At 72.2% G+C, this 23994-nt stretch carries 23 protein-coding genes; 16 read left to right on the top strand and 7 right to left on the bottom strand.

Translation table 11 applies throughout. The features are described from left to right. Positions 1-8: 8 nt before the first annotated feature. The 3 genes from lysS (at position 9) to ACFY29_RS20820 (ending at position 5013) form a co-directional block, all read left to right on the top strand. Entirely contained in the window at positions 9-1517 is a 1509-nt protein-coding gene (lysS, locus tag ACFY29_RS20830; protein ID WP_328421180.1) for a lysine--tRNA ligase, read from the top strand. Between the two features lie 109 nt (positions 1518-1626). Next, complete coding sequence (locus ACFY29_RS20825) at positions 1627-1971, top strand: Lsr2 family protein (RefSeq protein WP_328421179.1); 345 nt, start codon at positions 1627-1629, stop codon at positions 1969-1971. A gap of 510 nt (positions 1972-2481) precedes the next feature. After that, positions 2482-5013: an ATP-dependent Clp protease ATP-binding subunit gene (locus tag ACFY29_RS20820; RefSeq protein WP_328421177.1), complete on the top strand. Its 2532-nt coding sequence runs from the start codon at positions 2482-2484 to the stop codon at positions 5011-5013. Between the two features lie 231 nt (positions 5014-5244). On the opposite strand, the gene ACFY29_RS20815 is transcribed toward ACFY29_RS20820, so the two are convergent. Then, positions 5245-6156, bottom strand: a complete 912-nt coding sequence (locus ACFY29_RS20815; RefSeq protein ID WP_386988402.1) for an A/G-specific adenine glycosylase — start codon at positions 6154-6156, stop codon at positions 5245-5247. Positions 6157-6252: 96 nt separating this feature from the next. On the opposite strand from ACFY29_RS20815, the gene ACFY29_RS20810 reads away from it, so the two are divergent. The 3 genes from ACFY29_RS20810 to ACFY29_RS20800 all read left to right on the top strand — a co-directional run bounded on the left by ACFY29_RS20810 (position 6253) and on the right by ACFY29_RS20800 (position 8187). Beyond that, positions 6253-6765 carry an ACT domain-containing protein gene (locus ACFY29_RS20810; RefSeq protein WP_328421173.1) on the top strand — a complete coding sequence of 171 codons (513 nt, stop codon included), beginning with the start codon at positions 6253-6255 and terminating at the stop codon, positions 6763-6765. Beyond that, positions 6762-7358 (top strand): peptide deformylase, encoded by a 597-nt coding sequence (locus ACFY29_RS20805; RefSeq protein WP_386988399.1) that lies wholly within the window; start codon positions 6762-6764, stop codon positions 7356-7358. Before ACFY29_RS20810 ends, ACFY29_RS20805 begins: the two co-directional genes overlap by 4 nt. Before the next feature lie 118 nt (positions 7359-7476). Beyond that, positions 7477-8187, top strand: coding sequence for a hypothetical protein (locus tag ACFY29_RS20800; RefSeq protein WP_386988396.1), 711 nt, complete (start codon positions 7477-7479; stop codon positions 8185-8187). Between the two features lie 6 nt (positions 8188-8193). On the opposite strand, the gene disA is transcribed toward ACFY29_RS20800, so the two are convergent. The 4 genes from disA to ACFY29_RS20780 form a co-directional block, all read right to left on the bottom strand. After that, positions 8194-9378, bottom strand: a complete 1185-nt coding sequence (gene disA / locus ACFY29_RS20795) for a DNA integrity scanning diadenylate cyclase DisA (RefSeq protein WP_328421167.1) — start codon at positions 9376-9378, stop codon at positions 8194-8196. Positions 9379-9509: 131 nt separating this feature from the next. After that, a complete protein-coding gene (radA, locus tag ACFY29_RS20790) occupies positions 9510-10967 on the bottom strand; it encodes a DNA repair protein RadA (RefSeq protein ID WP_386988393.1) in 1458 nt (485 codons plus the stop codon). 85 nt (positions 10968-11052) lie between these two features. Then, complete coding sequence (locus ACFY29_RS20785; protein WP_386988390.1) at positions 11053-11844, bottom strand: hypothetical protein; 792 nt, start codon at positions 11842-11844, stop codon at positions 11053-11055. Positions 11845-11983: 139 nt separating this feature from the next. Beyond that, on the bottom strand, positions 11984-12823 hold the full coding sequence (locus ACFY29_RS20780) for a UbiA family prenyltransferase (RefSeq protein ID WP_386988387.1): 840 nt from the start codon (positions 12821-12823) through the stop codon (positions 11984-11986). 46 nt (positions 12824-12869) lie between these two features. Here ACFY29_RS20780 and ACFY29_RS20775 point away from each other — a divergent pair, with 46 nt between their 5' ends. From ACFY29_RS20775 to ACFY29_RS20760, 4 genes are all read left to right on the top strand, one after another. Then, positions 12870-13640 carry a methyltransferase domain-containing protein gene (locus ACFY29_RS20775; protein ID WP_328421158.1) on the top strand — a complete coding sequence of 257 codons (771 nt, stop codon included), beginning with the start codon at positions 12870-12872 and terminating at the stop codon, positions 13638-13640. A gap of 42 nt (positions 13641-13682) precedes the next feature. Beyond that, on the top strand, positions 13683-14852 hold the full coding sequence (locus ACFY29_RS20770) for an acyl-CoA dehydrogenase family protein (protein WP_386988385.1): 1170 nt from the start codon (positions 13683-13685) through the stop codon (positions 14850-14852). Positions 14853-14936: 84 nt separating this feature from the next. Then, positions 14937-15995 carry a type III polyketide synthase gene (locus tag ACFY29_RS20765; RefSeq protein ID WP_386988382.1) on the top strand — a complete coding sequence of 353 codons (1059 nt, stop codon included), beginning with the start codon at positions 14937-14939 and terminating at the stop codon, positions 15993-15995. Positions 15996-16027: 32 nt separating this feature from the next. Continuing rightward, positions 16028-16675, top strand: coding sequence for a hypothetical protein (locus ACFY29_RS20760; RefSeq protein WP_386988380.1), 648 nt, complete (start codon positions 16028-16030; stop codon positions 16673-16675). 52 nt (positions 16676-16727) lie between these two features. Here the strand turns inward: ACFY29_RS20760 and ACFY29_RS20755 are convergent, their stop codons facing one another. Beyond that, positions 16728-17423, bottom strand: coding sequence for a hypothetical protein (locus ACFY29_RS20755; RefSeq protein WP_386988377.1), 696 nt, complete (start codon positions 17421-17423; stop codon positions 16728-16730). A 327-nt stretch (positions 17424-17750) separates the two neighbouring features. On the opposite strand from ACFY29_RS20755, the gene ACFY29_RS20750 reads away from it, so the two are divergent. Genes ACFY29_RS20750 through ACFY29_RS20735 form a run of 4 tightly spaced genes read left to right on the top strand, consistent with a single transcriptional unit; the run spans position 17751 to position 20526 of the window. Next, positions 17751-18236 carry a CarD family transcriptional regulator gene (locus ACFY29_RS20750; protein WP_328421148.1) on the top strand — a complete coding sequence of 162 codons (486 nt, stop codon included), beginning with the start codon at positions 17751-17753 and terminating at the stop codon, positions 18234-18236. 56 nt (positions 18237-18292) lie between these two features. Then, positions 18293-18988, top strand: coding sequence for a 2-C-methyl-D-erythritol 4-phosphate cytidylyltransferase (gene ispD, locus ACFY29_RS20745; RefSeq protein ID WP_386988372.1), 696 nt, complete (start codon positions 18293-18295; stop codon positions 18986-18988). A gap of 13 nt (positions 18989-19001) precedes the next feature. After that, positions 19002-19487 (top strand): 2-C-methyl-D-erythritol 2,4-cyclodiphosphate synthase, encoded by a 486-nt coding sequence (gene ispF / locus ACFY29_RS20740; protein WP_328426137.1) that lies wholly within the window; start codon positions 19002-19004, stop codon positions 19485-19487. A gap of 10 nt (positions 19488-19497) precedes the next feature. Further along, on the top strand, positions 19498-20526 hold the full coding sequence (locus tag ACFY29_RS20735; RefSeq protein ID WP_386988369.1) for a tetratricopeptide repeat protein: 1029 nt from the start codon (positions 19498-19500) through the stop codon (positions 20524-20526). A gap of 49 nt (positions 20527-20575) precedes the next feature. Here ACFY29_RS20735 and ACFY29_RS20730 read toward each other — a convergent pair whose 3' ends face one another. Continuing rightward, entirely contained in the window at positions 20576-21742 is a 1167-nt protein-coding gene (locus tag ACFY29_RS20730; RefSeq protein ID WP_386988366.1) for a homogentisate 1,2-dioxygenase, read from the bottom strand. A gap of 93 nt (positions 21743-21835) precedes the next feature. Between ACFY29_RS20730 and ACFY29_RS20725 the strand changes: the two genes are divergently transcribed. Both ACFY29_RS20725 and fahA read left to right on the top strand, forming a co-directional pair. Beyond that, the gene (locus ACFY29_RS20725) at positions 21836-22705 is read left to right on the top strand and encodes a hypothetical protein (protein ID WP_386988363.1); all 870 of its coding nucleotides are present in this window, start codon (positions 21836-21838) and stop codon (positions 22703-22705) included. Continuing rightward, on the top strand, positions 22702-23898 hold the full coding sequence (gene fahA / locus ACFY29_RS20720) for a fumarylacetoacetase (protein WP_386988360.1): 1197 nt from the start codon (positions 22702-22704) through the stop codon (positions 23896-23898). The genes ACFY29_RS20725 and fahA overlap by 4 nt, the downstream gene beginning before the upstream one ends. Positions 23899-23994 lie beyond the last annotated feature (96 nt).

Genomic DNA, 23994 nt, shown 5'->3' with positions numbered 1-23994 from the left:
AGCGTGCCGTGACCGAGCAGAACGCCGTGCCAGTGGACCCCGCCGACGACCTTCCCGAGCAGATGAAGGTCCGCCGGGAGAAGCGGGACCGGATGCTCGCCGACGGCGTCGAGCCGTACCCGGTCGGATTTCCCCGCACGGCCACCCTGGCGGAGGTGCGGGCCCGTTACGCCGACCTGCCCACCGACACCGCCACCGGCGACCAGACCTCGGTCACCGGTCGGGTGATCTTCGTGCGTAACACCGGCAAGCTCTGCTTCGCGACCCTGCGCGACGGGGACGGCACCGAGCTGCAGGCGATGCTCTCCCTGGACCGGGTCGGGCCGGAACGCCTGGAGGACTGGAAGCGCCTGGTCGACCTCGGTGACCACGTCGGCGTCACCGGCGAGGTGATCACCAGTCGCCGGGGCGAGCTGTCCGTGCTGGCCGAGCGGTGGGAAATGACCGCCAAGTCGCTGCGGCCACTGCCGGTGGCGCACAAGCCGCTCTCCGAGGAGGCGCGGGTCCGCCAGCGCTACGTCGACCTGATCGTCCGGCCGCAGGCCCGGCAGATGGTCCGTACCCGGGCCGCGGCGGTGCGCAGCCTGCGCGATTCGCTGCACGGACAGGGTTTCATCGAGGTGGAAACGCCGATGTTGCAACTGCTGCATGGCGGCGCGGCGGCCCGACCGTTCGTGACTCACAGCAATGCGTTGAGCACTGATCTGTATCTGCGAATCGCTCCGGAACTGTTTCTCAAGCGCGCAGTGGTCGGCGGCGTCGACCGGGTCTTCGAGATCAACCGCAACTTCCGTAATGAGGGTGTCGACTCTTCGCACTCGCCGGAGTTCGCGATGCTGGAGACGTACCAGACGTACGGCGACTACAACACGATGGCCGAGTTGACCCGCAATCTCGTGCAACAGGCGGCGGTCGCGGTCAGCGGCTCGACCGTGGTGACCCACGCCGACGGGCGGGAGTTCGACCTGGGCGGGGAGTGGCGGTCGGTAACCCTGTTCGGGGTGCTTTCCGAGGCACTCGGCGAGGAGGTCACGGTCCGCACCGAACGGTCCCGACTGGTCGAGTACGCCGACAAGGTGGGATTGGCCGTTGACCCGAAGTGGGGCCCGGGCAAGCTGGCCGAGGAACTGTTCGAGGAACTGGTCGTTCCCGGCCTGGAGGCGCCCACCTTCATCCGGGACTACCCGGAGGAGACCAGCCCGCTCACCCGGGCCCACCGTGACGAGCCGGGGCTGGCGGAGAAGTGGGACCTGTACGTGCTCGGGTTCGAGCTGGGCACCGCGTACTCCGAACTGGTCGACCCGGTGGTGCAGCGGGACCGGCTGCTGGCCCAGGCGCAGCTCGCCGCTCGTGGCGACGACGAGGCGATGCGTCTCGACGAGGACTTTCTCCGGGCGATGGAGTACGGAATGCCGCCGGCCGGAGGTATGGGAATGGGAATCGACCGGCTGTTGATGGCCCTGACCGGGCTCGGAATTCGGGAAACGATCCTCTTCCCGTTGGTGCGCCCCGAGTAGTCTCGGCGGCTCGCGTCGGGTCGATACCGCATCCTATTGACGGGGCGAGCAGAGCACGGGTTATTGTGCTCTCGTTAGCAGGAGACCCTGCTCGAAAGGAATGTGGGACGTGGCCAAGCAGATCATTCACAAGCTGGTCGATGACCTGGACGGCGGGGACGCTGACGAGACCGTCAAGTTCGCCCTCGACGGCGTCCAGTACGAGATCGACCTGTCGAGTTCCAACGCCGCGAAATTGCGCGACGCTTTTGCGTCGTACGTGGCCGCCGGCACCAAGGTGGGCCGGGGTGGCGTGGTGATCGGTGGGCGTGCTGCCCGCGGTCGGGGTGGCGCGACCGCTGACCGGGAGCAGAACAAGGCGATCCGGGACTGGGCCAAGAAGGCCGGCAAGGACATCTCGGACCGGGGTCGAATCCCGCAGGAGATCGTCGACGAGTTCCACGCGAAGCGCTGATCCGTCAGCAGCTTGGTGGCATCGACCACCGCAGGGCGACACGACGCCGGGCCGGAGCATTCTCCGGGCCGGCGTCGCCGTATCCACGGCCGCCGGCGGGGGTCGTCGGGCCAGCGGAGCGTCCGGGAAGCATTCCCGCCGTCCCGACGTTGTCCACAACCAGTGGAGCAGCTATCCACAGCCTGTGGACAACTTCCCCCAGGGTCGGGCGCGGCGTTCGTCGCCAGCGCTGACCCCCCTCTCGGAGCCTCCCAGGGCCGGGAGAGGGCTTCCGTCGCGCCAGTCGGATTTCGCTCTGCGCGTAGCGACAGGGGTACCGGAACACCTCCTGAGCGCGGACGGTTGTCCAAAACAACGTGGAACCGACCCACACCGGAGACACACGACCTCAGCTGAGTCGGTCAGCGACGATAGAGTAAGGAGGCACGGACGCCCGTCCCGGACGTTCGTGCACCGGCCCCGCCAAGATCTAGACCATCAAGGCGCACGGCACGTGAGGAGCACGAGGGCATGTTCGAGCGGTTCACCGACCGAGCGCGACGGGTTGTCGTCCTGGCCCAAGAAGAGGCCCGGATGCTCAACCACAACTACATCGGTACGGAACACATCCTGCTGGGCCTGATCCACGAAGGTGAAGGCGTCGCGGCAAAGGCCCTGGAGAGCCTCGGCATCTCCCTGGAGGGCGTCCGCCAGCAGGTCGAGGAGATCATCGGCCAGGGTCAGCAGGCGCCGAGCGGGCACATCCCGTTCACGCCGCGGGCCAAGAAGGTGCTGGAGCTGTCGCTGCGCGAGGCGCTGCAGCTCGGCCACAACTACATCGGCACGGAGCACATCCTGCTCGGTCTGATCCGCGAGGGTGAGGGCGTCGCCGCCCAGGTGCTGGTCAAGCTCGGCGCCGACCTCAACCGGGTCCGCCAGCAGGTGATCCAGCTGCTCTCCGGCTACCAGGGCAAGGAGCCGGCCGCCGCTGGCGCCGCGCCGGGTGAGGCCGCGCCGTCGACCAGCCTGGTGCTGGACCAGTTCGGCCGCAACCTGACCCAGGCCGCCCGCGAGGGCAAGCTCGACCCGGTCATCGGGCGCGAGAAGGAAATCGAGCGGGTCATGCAGGTGCTCTCCCGCCGTACCAAGAACAACCCGGTCCTGATCGGTGAGCCCGGCGTCGGTAAGACCGCCGTGGTGGAGGGGCTGTCCCAGAAGATCATCAAGGGCGAGGTGCCCGAGACGCTCAAGGACAAGCAGCTCTACACGCTCGACCTCGGTGCGCTGGTCGCCGGTTCCCGCTACCGCGGTGACTTCGAGGAGCGCCTCAAGAAGGTGCTCAAGGAGATCCGCACCCGCGGCGACATCATCCTGTTCATCGACGAGATCCACACCCTGGTGGGTGCGGGTGCCGCCGAGGGCGCGATCGACGCGGCGAGCATCCTCAAGCCGATGCTGGCCCGTGGTGAGCTGCAGACCATCGGTGCCACCACGCTCGACGAGTACCGCAAGCACCTGGAGAAGGATGCTGCGCTCGAGCGCCGGTTCCAGCCGATCCAGGTGGGCGAGCCGTCGCTGGCGCACACCATCGAGATCCTCAAGGGCCTGCGCGACCGCTACGAGGCCCACCACCGCGTCTCGATCACCGACGCCGCTCTCGTGGCAGCCGCCACGCTGGCCGACCGGTACATCTCCGACCGCTTCCTGCCGGACAAGGCGATCGACCTGATCGACGAGGCTGGCGCCCGGATGCGGATCCGCCGGATGACCGCGCCGCCAGACCTGCGCGACTTCGACGAGCGCATCGCCCAGGTGCGTCGCGACAAGGAGTCCGCGATCGACGCGCAGGACTTCGAGCGCGCCGCCCAGCTGCGCGACAAGGAGAAGCAGCTCCTTGGCCAGAAGGCGCAGCGGGAGAAGGAGTGGAAGGCCGGTGACCTGGACGTCGTCAGCGAGGTCGACGACGAGCAGATCGCCGAGGTGCTCGGCAACTGGACGGGTATCCCGGTCTACAAGCTGACCGAGGAGGAGACCTCGCGCCTGCTGCGCATGGAGGACGAGCTGCACAAGCGCGTCATCGGCCAGGAGGACGCGGTCAAGGCGGTCTCGAAGGCGATCCGGCGTACCCGGGCCGGCCTGAAGGACCCGAAGCGCCCGTCGGGCTCGTTCATCTTCGCCGGCCCGTCCGGCGTGGGTAAGACCGAGCTGTCCAAGGCGCTCGCCGAGTTCCTCTTCGGCAGCGAGGATGCCCTCATCCAGCTGGACATGTCCGAGTTCCACGACCGCTACACGGTCTCCCGGCTGGTGGGTGCCCCTCCCGGCTACGTCGGCTACGACGAGGGCGGGCAGCTGACCGAGAAGGTGCGGCGTCGGCCGTTCTCGGTGGTTCTCTTCGACGAGATCGAGAAGGCCCACCCGGACGTGTTCAACACGCTGCTCCAGATCCTGGAGGACGGTCGGCTCACCGACGGTCAGGGTCGGATCGTGGACTTCAAGAACACGGTCATCATCCTGACCACCAACCTGGGCACCAGGGACGTCGCCAAGGCGGTGTCGCTCGGCTTCCAGGCGTCGGAGGACTCCGAGTCCAACTACGACCGGATGAAGCAGAAGGTCAACGACGAGCTCAAGCAGCACTTCCGGCCTGAGTTCCTCAACCGGATCGACGACACCATCGTCTTCCACCAGCTGCGCCAGAACGAGATCCTCTCGATCGTGGACATCATGATCCAGCGGATCGAGACGCAGCTGCGCAACAAGGACATGGGTCTGGAGCTGACCGACAACGCCAAGAAGTACCTGGCGCTGAAGGGCTTCGACCCGGTGCTCGGTGCCCGTCCTCTGCGTCGCACGATCCAGCGCGACATCGAGGACAACCTCTCCGAGCGGATCCTGTTCAACGAGCTGACCCCGGGTCAGATCGTGGTGGTGGACTGCGAGGGCGACCCGAACGACATCGACAAGTCCAAGCTCGTCTTCCATGGCGCGGACAAGCCGGTCGAGGTTCCGGACGCCGTACCGGCCGATCTCGGCGGCACCGCCGCCGCAGGCGCGGACGAGTAGCAGGACCAGCAGCGAGGGGCGGGGCCCGGTGGCGCAAGCCACCGGGCCCCGCCTTTTCCGCTGTCCGCCCGCCCCGCCGCGCGCGGCTTCAACTCGGCGGTCGTCGTCCGCCTCGGCCGGGATCGTTGCGGTGATCGACTCGGTGTCGGCGATGTCGCGGTGTCCTGGCGTCGGTAGGCCCCGATGTCCGCGATATGGAGTCGATCACCGCCGCACGGGCCGGCCCGCGGGTCAGGCAGTGAGGTCGGGGGTGGGCAGGGACGGGCCGTCGCCGACGAGGCGGAAGGAGTCGGCACCGGCGGATTCCACCAGCCCGTCGTGCACCAGACCGGCCAGGGCACGGGCGCGCTGCACGTCGTCGGTCCAGACCTGGTCCAGCCGCTGGTGCGGGACTGGCCCGGTCGACTCCCGGAGCACCCCGAGCAGCAGCCCGCGTACCTGCCGGTCGGTGCCCGCGTACCGCTGGGGCCGGCGGGTCGGTCCGGCCGGTGCCTCCTGCCCGGAGGCCCGCCACGCGCAGACCGACTCGACCGGGCAGGCCGCGCAGCGTGGTGACCGGGCCGTGCAGATCACCGCACCCAGCTCCATGAAGGCGGCGCTGGCCAGCGCCGCGGCGGCCGGCTCCACCGGCAGCAGCTCCTCCGTGGCGACCAGGTCGGCCGGTCGGGTGACCGGCCCGGCGTCCGGTTCGCCGGCGACCGCCCGGCAGACCACCCGGCGCACGTTGGTGTCGACCACCGGGTGCCGCTGCCCGTACGCGAACGCGGCCACCGCCCGCGCCGTGTACGTGCCGACTCCCGGCAGCGCCAGCAGCTGCTCCAGCCGGTCCGGCACCTGGCCGCCGTGCCGGTCCACGATCGCGACCGCGCACTCCCGCAGCCGGACCGCGCGGCGGGGGTAGCCGAGGCGTCCCCACATCCGGATCGCCTCGGCCGGGCTGTCCGCCGCCAGCGCGGCCGGGTTCGGCCAGCGGGCCAGCCATGCCTGCCAGGCGGGTACCACCCGGACCACCGGCGTCTGCTGGAGCATGACCTCGCTGACCAGGATGGCCCACGGGCTGACGTCGGGTTCGCGCCATGGCAGGTCACGGGCGTGCTGCTGGTACCACCGGCTGACCATGGTGGCGAAATCGGGCTCAGTCATCGCGTCGTCGATGATGTCACGCGGCGCATTCCCGCTGGATGGGCGGCTCGGGCGGGGTGCCACTGCGGCAGCGGACGGATCGGGCAGAATGCGCGGATGAACGAGCTCGCGATCACCGTCATCGGCCGGGACCGGCCGGGCATCGTGGCCGACGTCGCGGAGGTGCTGGCCCGACTGGGCGCGAATCTCACCGACAGCACGATGACCCGGCTGCGGGGGCATTTCGCGATGACCCTCATCTGCACCGGCCCGGCCGCCGCCGACGTCGAGGCCGCGCTGGCGCCGCTGGCCGCGGAGGGTCAGCTGTTGGCGACGGTACGCGCGGTCACCCCGGACGCCGAGGTGCCCCCGGTGGGCGAGCCGTACGTGATGGCGGTGCACGGGTCGGACCGGATGGGCATCGTCGCGGCGATGACCCGGGTGCTGGTGGACGCTGGTGGGAACGTCACCGACCTGAGCACCCGGTTGGCCGGCTCGCTCTACGTGGTGCTGGCCGAGGTCGAGTTGCCGGCCGGAGTCGCCGACACGTTGATCGGCCGGCTGCACCGTACGGCCACCGAGCTGGGCGTCGAGGTGACCCTCCGGCCGGCGGATCCGGACCTGCTGTGACCGGCGAGCGGAGTAGGGCGGACACCGGCCGGGACGTCGAGACGTACGCCGGCCTGGGCGACTGGACGCCGGAGTCGCTGGCAGTGCCGGGCGAGGTGCGGCCGGTGGTGTCGGCCCCGCACCCGGTCCTGAGTCGGGTCGGCGGCGAGGTCGATCCGACCGCCGAGGAGACGGTCCGGCTGGCCGCCGACCTGGTCGCCACGATGCGGGTCTCGCCGGGCTGCGTCGGCCTGGCCGCACCGCAGATCGGGGTGGGTGCCCGGGTCTTCGCTGTTGATGTCACCGGGCATCCGAAGGCGGTCACCGTGCACGGCACCTTCGTGCTCTGCAACGCCCGGGTGGTCGAGGCGACCCGGTGGAAGCCGGGCCGGGAGGGGTGCATGTCGGTGCCGGCCCTGACCGGGGACGTGAAGCGTGCCAGCCGGCTGGTGGTGGAGGGGGACCTGCCGGGCACCGGGGAGCCGATCCGGCTGGTGACTGACGGCTTCGAGGCGCGGGCGTTGCAGCACGAGATCGACCACTGCGCCGGGCTGCTCTTCCTGGACCGGGTGGCCGGCGCGCATGCGGTCTATCAGCGCAAGGTCTACCTCTGATCGGGCACGGGACGATCGACTTGTCCGTCCTTAGTGGACGCGCGGTGGGTCGAGTCGGTGACGTTCCGGCGCGTCGCGCCGGCCTGGCGGGGGCCGCGCCGCTACGGTGGGGGGCATCATGCGTCTGACGGTCGGCCCCCTGCCACCCGCCGTGTACTGGCGGCGTCGTGTCGTCGTACTCGGAGCGGGGCTTCTCTTCCTGATTGTCCTGCTCTATTCCTGCACCGGCTCGGGCCGCTCGGGCGGCAAACCGCAGGCGGGGGCAACTTCGACGTCCACCGCGACCCCGGGTCCCGGGGGGTCGGTGCTGACACCGCAGACCGGGGCTCCGCCAGCGTCCGGGTCCGCCGATCCTGATACGGGGGAGCCGAGCCCCGAGATCACCAGCAACGTGGTGCCGCCGGACGCGGCCGCCGGATCGGTGGACGACGGCACCTGCACCGACGCGGAGATCAGCGTGACCTCGGTGGCGCAGCCCACCTCGGTGCAGCGCGGGGCGGTGGTCGACCTTCACCTCAAGATCAAGAACACGTCGGAACGGACGTGCAGCCGGAACGTCGGCGCAGATCTCCAGGAGATCTTCATCAAGTCCGGTGCCGAGAAGATCTGGTCGTCGGACACCTGCGGCAAGGTGAAGGGGTCGGACGTGCAGTCCTTCACCCCAAACTTCGAGCGCTCCTACCAGGTGGGCTGGAACGGACGGGACACCACCCGGTGCGACAACAGCGGGCTGGCTGCCGGGCCCTTCCCGCCGGCCGGGACGTACCAGGTGTTCGCCCGGGTCGGCACCAAGTTGAGCGCACCGCTGAAGATCACCATCACCGGCTGAGCCGGGTCAGACGTACCGCTCCAGGATCGATGCCTCGGCGAGCCGGGACAGCCCCTCGCGGACGCCCCGGGCCCGGGCATCACCAACCCCCTCGACGGCCTGCAGGTCCTCCACCGTCGCGCCCAGCAGCCGCTGGAGGCTGCCGAAGTGCACCACCAGGCGGTCGACCACCGGCACCGGCAGTCGGGGCACCTTGGCCAGCAGCCGGAAACCGCGGGGGCTGACGGCGGCGTCCAGTGCGTCCGATGCGGCGGGGTAACCGATCGCCTTGGCCACCGCCACCAGGTCGATCAGCTCGGTCGCGCCGAGCAGATCCAACTCGACCAGCGCCTCGTCCAGGGTGCGGGACTTGCGGCCGACCGGCAGGTAATCCCGGATGACCAGTGTCCGGTCGGCGTCCACGCCGGCCATCAGCTCGTCGAGCTGGAGTGCGAGCAGTCGGCCGTCGGTGCCCAGCTCGACCACGTAACCGGCGATCTCGTCGGCGATCCGGCGGACCATCTCCAGCCGCTGCACCACCGCCACCGCGTCCCGCACGGTGACGAGATCCTCGATCTCCAGTGCGGAGAGCGTCCCGGAGACCTCGTCCAGCCGGAGCTTGTAGCGCTCCAGCGTGGCCAGCGCCTGGTTGGCCCGGGAGAGGATGGCCGCCGAGTCGTCGAGCACGTGCCGCTGACCGTTGACGTAGAGGCTGATGATGCGCATCGACTGGCTGACCGAGATGACCGGGTAGCCGGTCTGCCGGGCCACCCGCTCGGCGGTGCGGTGCCGGGTGCCGGACTCCTCCGTCGGGATGGACGGGTCGGGCATCAGGTGCACCGCTGCCCGCACGATCCGGGTGCCATCGCTGGAGAGCACCACGGCCCCGTCCATCTTGCACAGCTCTCGCACCCGGGTCGCGGAGAACTCCACGTCCAGCGGGAAGCCGCCGGTGCACAGACCCTCGACGATCTTGTCGTAACCGAGCACGATGAGCGCGCCGGTGCGGCCGCGCAGGATGCGCTCCAACCCGTCGCGCAGCGCGGTGCCGGGTGCCATCAGGGCGAGGTTGGCGCGCAGCGGATCCCCGGCGCTCCCGGTGGCACCCGCGGTCACGTTCACGCTGATCGGGCGGGCGGGCGAGCCCATGCCACCGGTGCGGGCGTGAGGCGGCGCGCCGGCAGGCTTGGTGGTATCGCGGTCGATCGGCACGGGCACAGTCTACGGACTGCGGTGCGGTGGGTGCTGTCGTGGTTACTGTGATGTGTCACGATGCCGCCCTTCCAACCGTTTCCCGCTTGCGGCGCGCTGTCCGGTATCGCCCTCCACGTCGACACGGTGGGTCACTCGGCGGACGCGCGGGCCGCATGGTGCAGGGCCGAGCGGACATCGGTGACCTCGGTCACCCGCATCTGCTCAGGGCCGGCACCGGTGCTGGCCGGGCCGCAACCGGGCGGGACCAGGGCCACCTTGAACCCCAGCCGAGCCGCCTCGGCCAGCCGGCGCGGCACCGCCCCGACCCGGCGCACCTCGCCGGTCAGCCCCACCTCACCGATCGCCACCAGGTGCGGCGCGATGGCCAGGTTGAGCCCGCCGGAGGCGACCGCCAACGCGACCGCCAGGTCGGCGGCCGGCTCGACGACCCGGATGCCGCCCACGGTGGCCGCGAAGACCTCCCGGTCATGCAGGGTCAGCCGCTCGGTGCGGCGTTGCAGCACCGCGAGAACCATTGCCAACCGGGCTGAGTCGAGGCCGGAGACGGTGCGTCGGGGTGAGCCGGCCACCGTCGCGCCGATCAGCGCCTGCACCTCGGTGACCAGGGCGCGGCGCCCCTCCATCGCCACGGTCACGCAGGTGCCCGGCACCGGCTCCGAGTAGCGGGTCAGGAAAAGCCCGGACGGGTCGGCCAGGCTGCTGATGCCGCCCTCGTGCATCTCGAAGCAGCCCACCTCGTCAGCCGCGCCGAACCGGTTCTTGACGCCGCGCACCAGCCGCAGCGAGGAGTGCTTGTCACCCTCGAAGTGCAGCACCACGTCGACCAGGTGCTCCAGCACCCGGGGCCCGGCCACCTGGCCGTCCTTGGTGACGTGCCCGACCAGCACGGTGGCGATGCCCCGCTCCTTGGCCACCGCGACCAGCGCGGCGGTGACCGCCCGGACCTGGGTCACGCCACCGGGAACCCCCTCGCTGGCGGTGGTCGAGATGGTCTGCACCGAGTCGAGCACCAGCAGGCCGGGCTTGACCGCGTCGAGGTGCCCCAGCACCGCCGCCAGGTCGCTCTCCGCAGCCAGGTAGAGCTGGTCGTGCAGGGTGCCCATCCGCTCGGCGCGCAGCCGCACCTGACTGACCGACTCTTCCCCGCTGACCACCAGCGAGGGGGTGCCGGAGCCGGCGGCCCACTGCTGCGCCACGTCCAGCAGCAGGGTCGACTTGCCCACGCCGGGCTCGCCGGCGAGCAGCACCACCGCGCCCGGGACCAGGCCGCCGCCGAGCACCCGGTCGAGCTCGCTCACCCCGGTAGGCCGGGCGCGGGCCGGCGCGGCGCTGATGGTGGCGATCGGCCGGGCCGGCTCGGCCGGCAGCCGGGAGCTGACCACCCGACCGGAAACCGTCGGACCGGTCACCGTGCTCTCGACCACCGCGCCCCACTCGCCGCACTCCGGGCAGCGCCCGACCCACTTGGGGGGCTGGTGGCCGCAGGCGTCGCACTCGTAGGCCGGACGCGGCTCGCGGGCGGTGGATCGACCGCGGGCGCCACTGGCCGTGCCGCCGCGCGGAGAGGTCGATCGGGAGGTGGGCACATCAGGACGCTAGCCCTCGCGTACGACGAAAACACCCCGGCGTGGTGGTCACCACGCCGGGGTGTTTGTCGATGCCGGGGTTTGGTCAGCCGTGGCCGGAGCCACCCTCTTCCTCACCCTCGTAGCCGCCCTCGCGCTCGATGATCGGCGACGGGGGTGCCGCGGGGGTGAGCGGCACCGCGATCGGCGCGGGGCCGGTCACCGCGTTGCCGTTGCCGAAGTCGAAGGTCACGAAGACGTTCTGGCCGGAGCGCAGCGCCTCGGTCAGGCCGATCAGCCGGAGCTGCGTGGTGGCCTCGGAGTTGAGCTGGAGGTAGCTCAGCGGTGCCAGCTCGATGCGGGCGGGCTCCCCCGGGGTGGAGGGGCTGGCCGAGCCCGACGCCCGCGCCGACTCCGGGGCGGACGGGGTGGCCGAGGACGACCCGGTCTCGGACGGGGTCGCCGAAGGGCTGGGCGAGCCGGACTCGGTGGCCGACGGGCTGGGCGTACCGGACTCGGAGGCGGACGGGCTGGCGGAGGGCGACGCCGAGGCGGACGGCGACGTGCTCGCCGAGCCGCCGCTGATCACCACCTCGCGGGCGCTCTCGGTGGTGACGGTGACCGTCACCGTTTCCTTCGAGTCGTTGTAGATCACGGCGTTGAGCGCGGCGTCCTGCCCGGCCCGGTAGCCCTCGACGCCCGGGTACTCGACCAGCAGGCCGCGTACCGCGAAGGCGCCGTTGCCGGCCGAGAGGTTGACGCCCTGGACCGACGGCGCCTTCTTGGCGGTCTCGGCGATCTGGCCTGCGCCGCACCCGGACACCAGCAGGCTGGTGGCCGCCGCAATCCCGGACAGCAGCAGGGCCGCCCGCCGGGATCCCCTGATCGAGCGCGTCACGTCGGTCCTCCTCGTCACGATCCCCACCCGGCCGCACGCCGGGCACGGTGGCCATACCCGCGCAGACCGCGCTCCAGGGTAGTTGGGGCTGATCGAGGCCCGCACGCGGACCCGGCAATGCCACCTCCCTGGGTACCGGTCACACCACCCGACCGCTCGCCACCAGCAGGACCACGTCGATGAGGGCCACCAGCATCACCGCGCGGAAGGCGGCCACCGGCCGCCGGCCGGCCCGGACCGCCGAGCGTCCGGCGTACCAGCTCAGCGGCGGCACCACGGCGGCCGTGCCGATCGCCGCCACCCCGATCGCCGACGGCGGCCCGGGCGGCCCGAGCACCAGGGCCGCGGTTGCCGCGAGCAGCAGCGCGGCCGCGGCCACCCGGCTGCCGGCCGCACCCAGTCGGTGCGGCAGGCCACGCACCCCGGTGCGGGCGTCGTCGGCCAGGTCGGGGAGCACGTTGGCGAAGTGCGCGCCGGCGCCCAGGCAGGCACCTGCCGCCAGCAGCCAGGCCGGCGGGGTCGGCTCACCGGGCAGCGCCAGCACCACGAAGGCGGGCAGCGCGCCGAAGGAGACCGCGTACGGCAGCACCGAGAAGGCGGTGGCCTTGAGCGGCCAGTCGTAGAGCAGCGCGGAGACCAGGGCGACGGTGAGCCAGAACGCCGCCGTGGGGTTGGTGGTCAGCGCCAGCAGCGGGCAGGCCAGCGCGGCCGCCGTCGCGGCCCAGGCCGTGGTGCGTCGGCCGACCGCGCCGGCGGCGACCGGCTTGTCGGTACGCCCCACCGTGGCGTCCCGCTCGGCGTCCAGCGCGTCGTTGGTCCAGCCCACGGCGAGCTGGCTGGCCAGCACGGCGAGCACCACCGAGGCGATTCCGGCGGGCCGGTGCCCCACTCCCCAGGCCAGCAGACCGGCCACCGTGGTCACCGCTGCGGCCGGTTCCGGATGGCTCGCCCTGACCAGCCCTAACACCCTCGACGACATAAGGGAAGTCTGGTCGTTACCGAGCAGTCGTGCCACGCTCGGTGCCATGCGAGACGTGGCTGCGGCCGCGGCGTCCACCGGCCCCCGGGTGCTGCCGCGTAACGATCCGCGCCAGTACGACGACCTGGCCGGCGAGTGGTGGCGGCCGGATGGCGCGTTCGCGATGCTGCACTGGCTGGCCGAGGCCCGCGCGGCGATGGTGCCGCCGGCCACCCGCCCGGACGCGCTCCTGGTCGACCTGGGCTGCGGTGCCGGGCTGCTCGCGCCGCACCTGGCCGGCAAGGGATACCGGCACGTCGGCGTCGACCTGACCCGTTCGGCGCTGGTCCAGGCCGCGGAGCACGGGGTACGCGTGCTCCAGGCCGACGTCACCGCGGTCCCGCTCCCCGACGGCTGCGCCGATGTGGTCTCCGCCGGTGAGCTGCTGGAACATGTGCCGGCCTGGCCGCGCGCGGTGGCCGAGGCGTGCCGGCTGCTGCGCCCGGGCGGCGTACTGGTGCTGGACACTCTGAACGACACGGTGCTGGCCCGTCTGGTCGCGGTGCGAATCGCGGAGCGACTGCCGGCGGTGCCGCGCGGCATCCACGATCCACAGTTGTTCGTGGACGCCCACGCGCTGGTGACCGAGTGCGCGCGACATGGTGTCGAGCTGCGGTTGCGCGGCATCCGACCCCAATTCGGTGGCATGCTCGCCTGGCTGCTGCGGCGGGCTCGCGCGTCTCGGACGCCTGGCGCGGCCGCCGGCCGTGCCCCACGCATCGTGCCGACCTGGTCCACCGCAGTGCTGTACCAGGGCCGGGGGGTCCGCAACGGATAGTCGGGCCGTGGCGGGGGTATGGGACGCCGAGGAGGGGGCGATATGACGGTGCACGCGCTGGAGGCGGCCCGCCGGTTGGCGCCGCGGTTCGCCGCGCGAGCGGCGGAGCACGACCGGGACGGCTCCTTTCCGGTCGAGGACTTTCGTGACCTGCGGGAGGCTGGCCTGTTCGGGCTGATGGTGCCCCGGGCGCTGGGTGGCCTGGGCGCCAGCTTCGCCGAGTACGCCGCGGTGGCTACCGAGCTTGCCCGGGGCAACGGCGCCACCGCCCTGGTGTTCAACATGCACGCCTCGGTGACGGGTGCGCTCGGCGCGGTCACCGAGGAGTTGGCCGAGGCGCTGGGTGTGCCGGACGAGGCGCTGGCCGCCCGGGACCGGCTGCTCACCGCCGCGGCGCACGGCTCCTGGTACGCGGTCGCCATGAGTGAGCGCGGCGCGGGTGCACGGCTCTCCCAGCTGAGCACGGTCTACGAGCCGACCGACGAGGGCTGGCACCTCAAGGGCAGCAAGACCTTCTGCTCCGGTGCCGGGCACGCCGATGGCTACCTGGTGGCCGCGCGCAGTTCCGCCGACCAGTCGGTGGTCTCCCAGTTCCTGGTGCCGTCCGGCCCGGACGGGCTGACCGTCGAGCCGACCTGGGACGCGCTCGGCATGCGCGCAACCTCCTCCCATGACCTGCACCTGGACGTCACGGTGCCGGCCGACCGGCTGCTCGGCGGGGTGGAGGGGCTGGCCCTGGTGGTCGCCCAGCTGATGCCCCACTGGCTGGTGGCGAGCTACGCGGCGGTCTACGTCGGGGTGGCCCGGGCGGCGATCGACGCGGCGGCCGAGCATCTCAACGCCCGCAATCTGGCCGGCCTGCCGGCGGTGCGGGCCCGGCTGGGGCGGGCGGACGCGGCGACGGCGGCGGCCCAACTGGTGGTGGCCGAGGCGGCCCGTCGGGTGGACGAGACGCCGGGCGACGCGGAGACCAACCGCTGGGTGTGGCGGGCAAAGCTGCTGGCCGGCACCACGGCCGCCGAGGTGGCGGCGTCGATGCTGGAGGCGGCGGGCACCTCGGCGACCCGGCGCGGCCATCCGTTGGAGCGGCTCTACCGGGACGCCCGCTGTGGCTCACTGCATCCGGCCACCTCGGACGTCTGCGCCGACTGGCTCGGCATCGCCGCGTTGGGCGGAGACCCGGACCGCGACGGATCGGCCCCGCGTTGGTGAGCCGCAGCGGCTCGACTGCCACGGGGGATGGGCCGGGCGGGTGGCCGGCGGGACGGCAAGGGGGAGGACAGCGTCGGACGAGAGGTGGGGATCGTGTCCGTACCAGTGATCGCGGGGCTCGGGACGGCGCAACCGCCGTCCGCTTCACAGGACGAGTTGTGGGAGGGCTTCTTCTCCCGGCACTTCTCCGGCACCACCCGGTTGTTGGCCCAGCGGATCTTCGCGAACTCGGGCGTGACGCGACGGCAGGCGGCGGTCAATCCCCTGCTGGAGGACGCTTCGGACTGGCCGACCGAGCGACGGATGCGCCGCTACCAGGTTGAGGCGCTGCCGCTGGGCAAGGAGGCGGTCGGCCGCGCGTTGACCGCTGCCGGGCTGGGCGCAGGTGACGTCGGTTTGTTCATCGTGTGTTCCTGCACCGGGTACGCCACCCCTGGGCTGGACATCCTGCTCGCCCGGGACCTCGGCATGGCCCCGGACACCCAGCGGATGTTCGTCGGCCACATGGGCTGCTATGCGGCGCTGCCGGGGCTGGGCGCGGCGAGCGACTTCGTCACCGCACGGGGTCGCCCGGCGCTGCTGCTCTGCGCGGAGCTGACCAGCCTGCACATCCAGCCGTCCAGCGCCCGGGTGGACACCCAGCAGATCGTCTCGCACGCACTCTTCTCGGACGCCGCGGTCGCCGCCGTGGTGGTGCCGGGCGGCCCGGGGTACGCGCTGCGCGAGGTCACGGCGGTGACCGACACGTCCACCGCCGACCACATGACCTGGGACGTCACCGACACCGGCTTCCGGATGGGGTTGTCGCCGAAGGTGCCGCAGGTGCTCTCCAGGCATGTCCGTGGGCTGGTCGACGATCTGTTGGCCCGGCATGGCACCACCGGCTCCGAGGTGGACGGTTGGGCGGTGCACCCGGGCGGGCCGCGGATCCTCAACGTGGTCGAGCGGGAGTTGGCCCTGCCGCCGCAGGCGTTGGCGGCGTCCCGGGCGACGCTCGACGAGCACGGCAACTGCTCGTCTCCTACCGTGCTGCTGATCCTGGACCGGTTGAGCCGCGCGACGTCGGCGCCTCGACGGATCGTCATGCTGGCGTTCGGTCCGGGCCTCACCCTGTACGCCGCCCTGCTGGATCGACAGGGCTGAGCGTCCCGCAGCCCGGCCGGTACGCTCGCCGCATGGATTCGGAGGCGGATGATCGGCTGCGGTCGGCGGTGCTGGCCGGGGTGGCCCTGGCTGCCCTGGCCGTCGGCGGTTGGTGGTGGCGGGCCGCTGCTCCCGCCCCGACGGCTGGTCCGGCGACGGCCGCTCCGACCGCTGGGCCGACCGTCAGCACGGCACTGGACCGCGTCCTGGCCAGCGGTGTGCCGGGTGAGGGGGTGACGGCGCTGGTGGATCCCGAGACGGGCGAGGCCACCGAGGTGCGACGTGCGCCGGGGGTGTCGATCGACCCGGAGACGGGCTGGATCACCGACATCGACGGTGATTCGGGCGAGTTCTTCTTCCAGGGGGACGCGTCGGGTGGGCTGCCCCGGTTCAGTGAGACGATCTGGCGGGAGCGGGCGACGCTGACCCCGGGGCAGCCCGTGACCCGGCAGTCCGCCGACGACGGCGCCCGCTATCTGCTCCAGTACCGGTGCACCGGGCCGGGTGCCATGCTGCTGGTGATCACCGGCGCCCAGATCGCCGGGTCGCCCCGGGTCGACTGCGACGGCACGGTCAGCGTCAGCGAGGTGGACGCCACCGGCGGGCTGATCCGGGTGTCGCTGTCGACGGCGGGGGAGCAGCCGGTCGAGGTCGAGGCGCAACTGGCCGCGCTGCCCTGACCGTGGGTGCACCGGTCCCGGCAACCCGTCCGTCCGGCGACGGACGGCCCCGTCAGGCGGCGAGGGCGGTCAGGTCCGCGCGGTACGCGTCGACCGGGCCCAGCTCGGGCAGCACGCGGGTCACCACGCCGGTTCGGTCGACCAGCAGTGCGGTCGCGGTGCCGGAGCGGGCCGGCTGGCCCACGAACGAGCGCAGGCCGCCGGCGGGATCGGCCAGCGCGCGTGCGTCTCGTCTGGTCGGCGGTGGGGCCGGCACCGTCCGCCCTCCGGTGACGGTGACCACGGCGACCCCGGCGGGCGCCGCCACCACCGCCTCGGCGACCCGGCCCGGGCAGGTGCAGCCGTCCACCAAGATGATCATGGCGGGCAGTAGGCCGCGCAGCGGCACCGGCGCCTGGCCGGCGTCGACCAGGTCCAGTGCGGGCAGCGCCCGCCCGGTGAGGGCGGCGGGCGGTGAGTAGGGAGCGGGGGTCGGGCGGTCGGCGCCGCGGTTGGCGCGCGGCCAGGTGACCGCGAGCAGGCCGGCCAGCGTGGTGAGCAGCGCCACCAGCAGGACCAGCAGCGGCAGGGCCAGGGCCCGGGGGCCGTCACCGGGTTGACCGGCGGCCCGGCGCAGTTCACGGCGGAGTTGGGCCGCCTCGTAGGCGAGCTCGGAGGCATCGTCGGGCACCACGACCCGACCCCACTCGGGTGGCAGGTCGGGCAGGCCGTCGGACGGCCCCTGGCCCTCTGCGTCTGGTTTGCCCATCGGACCCCCTGACAGCGTCTCGAGAGCGGCGTGCGGGTCTGCCTCCAGCGTCCCGCACTGGGGGCACCTCCCGCTAGATCTGGGCGCAGTCCCGCCGGGAGGGATACCATGGGGGAGCGCATAGCCCTTGATCTCGACGTTCTGTTCACCCGTACCGGGAAGTCACCCGTGCGTTACGGAGCGTGTTCAAACCATTGGTTTGACCGCCTGTCAAGCTGAAGCAAGACCTCTCACAGGGCCCCTGAGCTGCGCCAACGGTCAGGACATCGGTGAGACATCGGTGCCTGAGCGTGTTACCCTAGACACAGCGAAAGGGGTTTCGAACCTATGGTTTTCAGTGTCGGCGAGACCGTTGTTTACCCCCACCACGGGGCCGCACTCATCGAGGCAATCGAGACTCGGGTCATCAAGGGCGAGCCCAAGCAGTACCTCGTCCTGAGGGTCGCTCAGGGTGACCTGACGGTCCGGGTGCCGGCCGAGAACGCCGAGATCGTGGGTGTGCGCGAGGTGGTCGGCGAAGAGGGCCTCGGCCTTGTCTTCGACGTTCTTCGGGCTCCGCACACCGAGGAGCCGACCAACTGGTCGCGGCGTTACAAGGCCAACCTGGAAAAGCTGGCCTCCGGAAACCCGCTGAAGGTCGCCGAGGTCGTCCGTGACCTGTGGCGCCGGGAGCGGGAGCGGGGCCTTTCCGCGGGTGAGAAGCGGATGCTCGCCAAGGCCCGTGACATTCTCGTCGGCGAGGTCGCGCTGGCAGAGAAGAGCACCAAGGACGAGGCGGAGATGCTGCTCGACAAGGTGCTCACCGAGGCCTAGTCCGCACAGCATCGTCGTACCCACTTCGTAGCGAAGAAACCACCGAGGACCGTGACGTGACCGCGCAGCTCAATCCGCGCGGTGACGTCGCGGTCCTCGTTCCTGCGGCGGGTGCCGGCGTACGGCTCGGCCCCGGCCGACCCAAGGCGCTGCGCCTGCTCGCTGGCGAGTCGTTGCTGGTGCACGCCGTGCGCCGGCTGGCCGCAGCGCCCTCGGTGCACACGATCGTGGTGGCCGCGCCGGCCACCGAGGTGACGGCCGTACGCGAGCTGCTCGCTCCGGTGGCGCCGGTGACCGTGGTGCCCGGCGGCGCGGAGCGGCAGGCGTCGGTGGCCGCCGCGCTGGCCGCGGTGCCCGCCGGCCCGGCGATCATCCTGGTGCACGACGCCGCCCGGGCGCTCACCCCGCCGGAGCTGGTCGAATCCGTCGCGGCGGCGGTCCGCGAGGGGCGGGACGCGGTGATCCCGGTGCTGCCGGTCGTCGACACGATCAAGGAGGTCGGCGCCGGCGAGGTGGTGCTCGGCACCGTCGACCGGTCCGCCCTACGCGCGGTGCAGACCCCGCAGGGTTTCCGCCGGTCCGTGCTCACCGCCGCGCACGCCACGGCCGGCGATCCGCTCACCGACGACGCCGGTCTGGTTGAGAAGCAGGGCGTCACGGTGAGCTGCGTGCCGGGCTCGGAGTACGCGCTGAAGATCACCCGTCCGTTCGACCTGGCGCTGGCGGAGCACCTGCTGGCCGCCGCCGGCTGACGCGTACCCTCTGATCATGATCGTTCCCCGGGTGGCCGTCGGCACCGACGTGCACGCGTTCGCGCCCGACCGGCCGTGCTGGGTGGCCGGCCTGCTGTGGCCCGATCAGGACGGCCTGGCCGGGCACTCGGACGCCGACGTGGCCGCGCACGCCGCCTGCAACGCACTGCTCTCCGCCGCCGGTCTCGGCGATCTCGGCTCCACCTTCGGGGTGGGCCAGCCGGAGTGGGCCGGCGCGTCCGGGGTGGCCCTGCTGACCGAGACGGCCCGCCGGGTCCGGGCTGCCGGCCTGGCCATCGGCAACGTGTCCGTGCAGATCGTCGGCAACCGCCCCAAGATCGGCCCGCGCCGCGAGGAGGCCCAGCGGGTGCTCTCCGCCGCCGTCGGAGCCCCGGTCACCGTCTCCGCCGCCACCACCGACGGGTTGGGCTTCACCGGCCGCGGTGAGGGGCTGGCCGGTATCGCGGTGGCCCTGGTGTACGACGCCCCGGCCACCTAGGCTCGCCGCGATGTCCAGCGACCCCGCCCCCGACCGGTCCGCCGCCGACGGCTATCTCCAGCGGGCCCAACTCCTCGCCGAGCTCGGCCGCCACGACGAAGCGGCCGGGGAGCTGACCTACGGGCTCGCCCTGCAGCCCGACGACCCCGACGCGCTCACCATGCTGGCCCGGGTGCACCTGGCCGCCGGCCGGCCGGCTGATGCGCTCACCGCCGCCGACGCGGCCGTGGCCGCCGCACCCGAGGCGCTCCCACCGCTGGTCGCCAGGGGCATGGCGCTGGCCGATCTGGAGCGCTACCCCGAGTCGGCCGCCACCGCCGACCGGATCCTCGCGCTCGGCCCGGCGGACGCGTACGCCCAGCGCAGTGCGGCGGCGATCCTGGCCGGCGCGCGCAACGGCCAGCCGGCGCTGAACGCGGCCTGGCGCGGGGTCGAGCTGGCCCCGGAGGAACCGCAGGCCCACCTGGTGCTCGGGCTGGTCGCCGCCCGGCTGGAGTTGTTCGACCTGGCCGAGCGGGCCTACCGGGAGGCGTTGCGGCTCGACCCGCGCCTCGCCGAGGCCCGGCACGACGTGGGTGTCATCCGGCTGGAGCAGCGCCGCTGGTCGGAGGCGCTGGAGCACCTTGCCGAGGCGGCCACGATCAGCCCGAAACGGATGGACTCGGGGCGGACCATCGCCTACGGCCTGCACCGCCTGGTGCTCTACGGCGCCGGCTGGTCGTTGGTGGCCGCGGTGCTGGTGGCGTTCGCGGCCTCGGCGAGCGACGGGTTCTCCCGTGTCCTGGCGGTGCTCGCCGCGCTCACCGGCGGGGTCGTGGTCTGGCAGCTCGCGGCAAGGCTGCCGGGGCTGACGCGGACCGTCCTACCCGAACTGCTGCACTCGGACCGGACGCTCGCCCTGGCGATCTACGCGGTGGCCGCCGCGCCGGTGCTGCTGCTGGTGTACGCGGTGGTCGGCTCGCCGTGGCCGCTGGTGCTGGCCATCACCGCCACCGCAGTCGCCGAGTTCGCCATCTTCACCCGCACCGCCATCCGCTGACCACCAGCAGGTCAACGAGCGCCGCCTGGCTCGACCAGGCCCCCGGGGACTAGGCGCGACGCGCCCAGGTCCAGGCGTAGCCGTCGTCCTCGCAGGTGCGGGCCGCGTCGCAGAGGTCCAGTGGGCGGAAGGTGTCGACCATGACGGCCAGTTCGTCGAAGTAGTCCGCGCCGATGGAGCGCTCGGCGGCACCCGGCTGGGGGCCGTGTGTGAAGCCGGACGGGTGCAGTGAGATCGAGCCCTGCTCGATGCCGGAGCCGCGCCGGGCCTCGTAGTTGCCGCCGGTGTAGAAGAGCATCTCGTCGGAGTCGACGTTGTGGTGGTTGTACGGCACCGGGATCGAGTCCGGGTGGTAGTCGACCTTGCGGGGCACGAACGAGCAGATGACGAAGTTGGGGCCCTGGAAGGTCTGGTGCACCGGCGGGGGCTGGTGGATCCGGCCGGTGATCGGCTCGAAGTCGTGGATGGAGAACGCCCACGGGTAGAGGTGCCCGTCCCAGCCGACCACGTCGAACGGGTGGTGGGCGTAGACGTAACGGGTCCAACCACGCCGGTGGCGGACCAGCACCTCCGCCTCCTCGCCGTCGACGAGCAGCGGGGCGTCGGGGCCGCGGACGTCGCGCTCGCAGTACGGCGAGTGCTCCAGGAACTGGCCGCGTACCGAGAGGTAGCGCTTGGGCGGGCCGATGTGCCCGGCCGCCTCGATGGTGAGCAGCCGGACGGGCTGCTCGCCGGTGGGCACCAGCCGGTGGATGGTCGAGGTGGGGATGACGACGTAGTCCCCGGCGACCGCGTCCAGCGCGCCGAACGGGGACTCGACCCGCAGCGAGCCTGCCTCGACGTAGAGGCAGTGGTCGCCGGTGGCGTCGCGGAACAGCGGCGAGGGCCGGTCGGCGAGCACGTAACCGATCCGCACGTCGTCGTTGGCGAGCAGGTACTGCCGGCCGAGGATTGGGTCGGCACCGCCGGTGTCGAGCTTGTGGGTGCGCAGGTGGCGCGGCTTGAGCGGCAGGTTCGGCGTCCGGGCGAACCCCGGTGGGGTGAACTCGTCGGCGGCCAGGATCGCGGTGGGCGCGTGCCGGTGGTAGAGCAGGGACGAGTCGGAGGAGAAACCCTCCTGGCCCATCAGCTCCTCGGCGTAGAGGCTGCCGTCGGGCTGGCGGAACTGGGTGTGGCGCTTGCGTGGCACCTCGCCGACGCTGCGGTAGTACGGCATCTCGCCTCCCATATGTCCCGTTCACCGGCCGGGGGCGTCCGATTATCGGACGCGGTTGTCCGTTCCTTGTAGCGTCCCGTACATTCTTGTTCCGTGTCAACGCAGGTGCCCGCACTCCTCGACGGCCTGGTGGACGACGCCGCCGTCTTCCCTCCGGGCAGCGCCGCGCTGCCCGATGCGCTGGCCGCCCACCGCCGGCATCGCACCGCCTGGTACGCCGACCTGGTCGGCCCGCTGCTGGTCCCGGCCTCGACCGTTGCCGCAGGAGATCTGAGCGGTCTCGTCGACCCGGCCGAGGGCCTGGTGGTGGGCGTGATCGGTGACACCGGGATCGGGGGCCTGCCCTTCGCGCTCTCGTTCCTGGCACCGGACGGCGTCACCGCCCGCCAGGTCGAGGTGGCGGTCGCCAGGCGTGGCGAGGACCCACTGCCCGGCATCACCGAGCTGCGCCGGCTGACCGGCACCATGCCGGGCGTCGAGGCCGTCTACGCCGAGCTGCCGCTGACCTTTGGCCTGATGGGTGCGCTGGACGCGCTCGCCGCCGCTCGGGACGACGGGGTGCCGGTCGCGGCCAAGTTCCGCACCGGCGGGCTGGCCGCCGAACTCTTCCCGACCCCGGCCGAGCTGGCCGCGGTGATCTGCGCCTGCCGGGACCGGAACCTGCCGTTCAAGCTCACCGCTGGGCTGCACCAGGCGGTCCGGCACCTCGACCCGGAGACCGGCTTCACCCACCACGGGTACGCGAACGTGCTGGCCGCGACGCTGGCGGCCGCCGAGGGTGACGGCGTGGGCGCGGTCGCCGAGCTGCTGACCGTGGTCGACCCGCGGCCGCTGCTGGAGCGCACGGACGGGCGGCTGGACGTGCCCCGCCCGCTCTGGGTCGGCTTCGGCTCGTGCAGCATCCTGGAACCACTGACCGATCTGATCCGGCTGGGGCTGGTGAACGGGGGCTACGACGCATGACCTGGGTGACCGGCGCTGACGGTTCGCCGTACGGGGTGACGAACCTGCCGTACGGGGTTTTCCGGCAGGACGGGGGCCGGCCGCGGATCGGCGTGCGGATCGGGTCATGGGTGTTCGACCTGGCCGGGGCGGAGGCCGCCGATCTGGTGCTGGCCGCCGGTGCGCTGGGCCGGCCCACCCTGAACGAGTTCATGGCGCTGGGCCGTCCGCAGTGGACGTCGGTGCGGCAGCGGATCACCGAGCTGCTGACCGACCCGGCACACCGGGCGGCCGTGGAGCCGCTGCTGGTGCCGCTGGACCAGGTGAAGTTGCTGCTGCCCTTCGAGGTGGCCGACTACGTCGACTTCTACTCCTCGGAGCACCACGCGTCCAACGTCGGGCAGATCTTCCGCCCGGGCCAGCCGCCGCTGCTGCCCAACTGGAAGCACCTGCCGATCGGCTACCACGGCCGGGCAGGCACGGTGGTGGTCTCCGGTACGCCGGTGATCCGTCCGAGCGGCCAGCGCGCCTCCGCCGAGGGGCCGGTCACCGGCCCGTCGGTACGCCTCGACATCGAGGCGGAGGTCGGCTTCGTGGTCGGAGTGCCCAGCCGGCTCGGCGCCCGGGTGTCCGTCGACGACTTCGCCGAGCACGTGTTCGGGGTGGTGCTGGTCAACGACTGGTCGGCCCGGGACATCCAGGCCTGGGAGTACCAGCCGCTCGGCCCGTTCCTGGGCAAGTCCTTCGCGACCTCGGTCTCGGCCTGGGTGACGCCGCTGGACGCGCTCGCCGACGCCTTCGTGCCGGCCCCCGACCAGGACCCGCCGGTCGTCGACTACCTGCGTGACGTGCCGCATGCGGGGCTGGACCTCCGGCTGGTGGTCGAGTGGAACGGCGAGCGGGTCAGTGAGCCGCCCTTCGCCACCATGTACTGGACGCCAGCGCAGCAGTTGGCCCACCTCACCGTCAACGGCGCGTCCCTGCGCACCGGCGACCTGTACGCCTCGGGCACCGTCTCCGGCCCGGACCGGGGGCAGGTCGGGTCGTTCCTGGAGCTGACCTGGGGCGGGGCGGAGCCGGTGAAGCTCGGCGACGAGAGCCGCACCTTCCTCGTCGACGGCGACACGGTGACCATCACCGCCACGGCACAAGGCCCGGACGGCACCACCATCGCCCTCGGCGAGGTCACCGGAACGGTCCGTCCGGCCCGCTGAGCCGACCGGGCGGTACCGCCCGCTGGACCGGGCCCGGCGGTCGTGTGAACCGGGTCCTCGGTACTGCCGGACCGGGTTGTTCACCCGGTCGGCCGA

Source organism: Micromonospora sp. NPDC000668 (assembly GCF_042897975.1).
Classification (GTDB): domain Bacteria; phylum Actinomycetota; class Actinomycetes; order Mycobacteriales; family Micromonosporaceae; genus Micromonospora.
Note: the sequence above shows the minus strand (reverse complement) of the source record. Positions and strands in the feature narration are given on the sequence as shown.

Coding starts and splice junctions, on each gene's coding strand:
- ACFY29_RS20820 (WP_328421177.1), top strand. CDS start 2,482: ATGTTCGAGCGGTTCACCGACCGAGCGCGACGGGTTGTCGTCCTGGCC.
- ACFY29_RS20815 (WP_386988402.1), bottom strand. CDS start 6,156: ATGACTGAGCCCGATTTCGCCACCATGGTCAGCCGGTGGTACCAGCAG.
- ACFY29_RS20810 (WP_328421173.1), top strand. CDS start 6,253: ATGAACGAGCTCGCGATCACCGTCATCGGCCGGGACCGGCCGGGCATC.
- ACFY29_RS20800 (WP_386988396.1), top strand. CDS start 7,477: ATGCGTCTGACGGTCGGCCCCCTGCCACCCGCCGTGTACTGGCGGCGT.
- ACFY29_RS20780 (WP_386988387.1), bottom strand. CDS start 12,823: ATGTCGTCGAGGGTGTTAGGGCTGGTCAGGGCGAGCCATCCGGAACCG.
- ACFY29_RS20775 (WP_328421158.1), top strand. CDS start 12,870: ATGCGAGACGTGGCTGCGGCCGCGGCGTCCACCGGCCCCCGGGTGCTG.
- ACFY29_RS20770 (WP_386988385.1), top strand. CDS start 13,683: ATGACGGTGCACGCGCTGGAGGCGGCCCGCCGGTTGGCGCCGCGGTTC.
- ACFY29_RS20760 (WP_386988380.1), top strand. CDS start 16,028: ATGGATTCGGAGGCGGATGATCGGCTGCGGTCGGCGGTGCTGGCCGGG.
- ACFY29_RS20755 (WP_386988377.1), bottom strand. CDS start 17,423: ATGGGCAAACCAGACGCAGAGGGCCAGGGGCCGTCCGACGGCCTGCCC.
- ACFY29_RS20750 (WP_328421148.1), top strand. CDS start 17,751: ATGGTTTTCAGTGTCGGCGAGACCGTTGTTTACCCCCACCACGGGGCC.
- ACFY29_RS20735 (WP_386988369.1), top strand. CDS start 19,498: ATGTCCAGCGACCCCGCCCCCGACCGGTCCGCCGCCGACGGCTATCTC.
- ACFY29_RS20730 (WP_386988366.1), bottom strand. CDS start 21,742: ATGCCGTACTACCGCAGCGTCGGCGAGGTGCCACGCAAGCGCCACACC.
- fahA (WP_386988360.1), top strand. CDS start 22,702: ATGACCTGGGTGACCGGCGCTGACGGTTCGCCGTACGGGGTGACGAAC.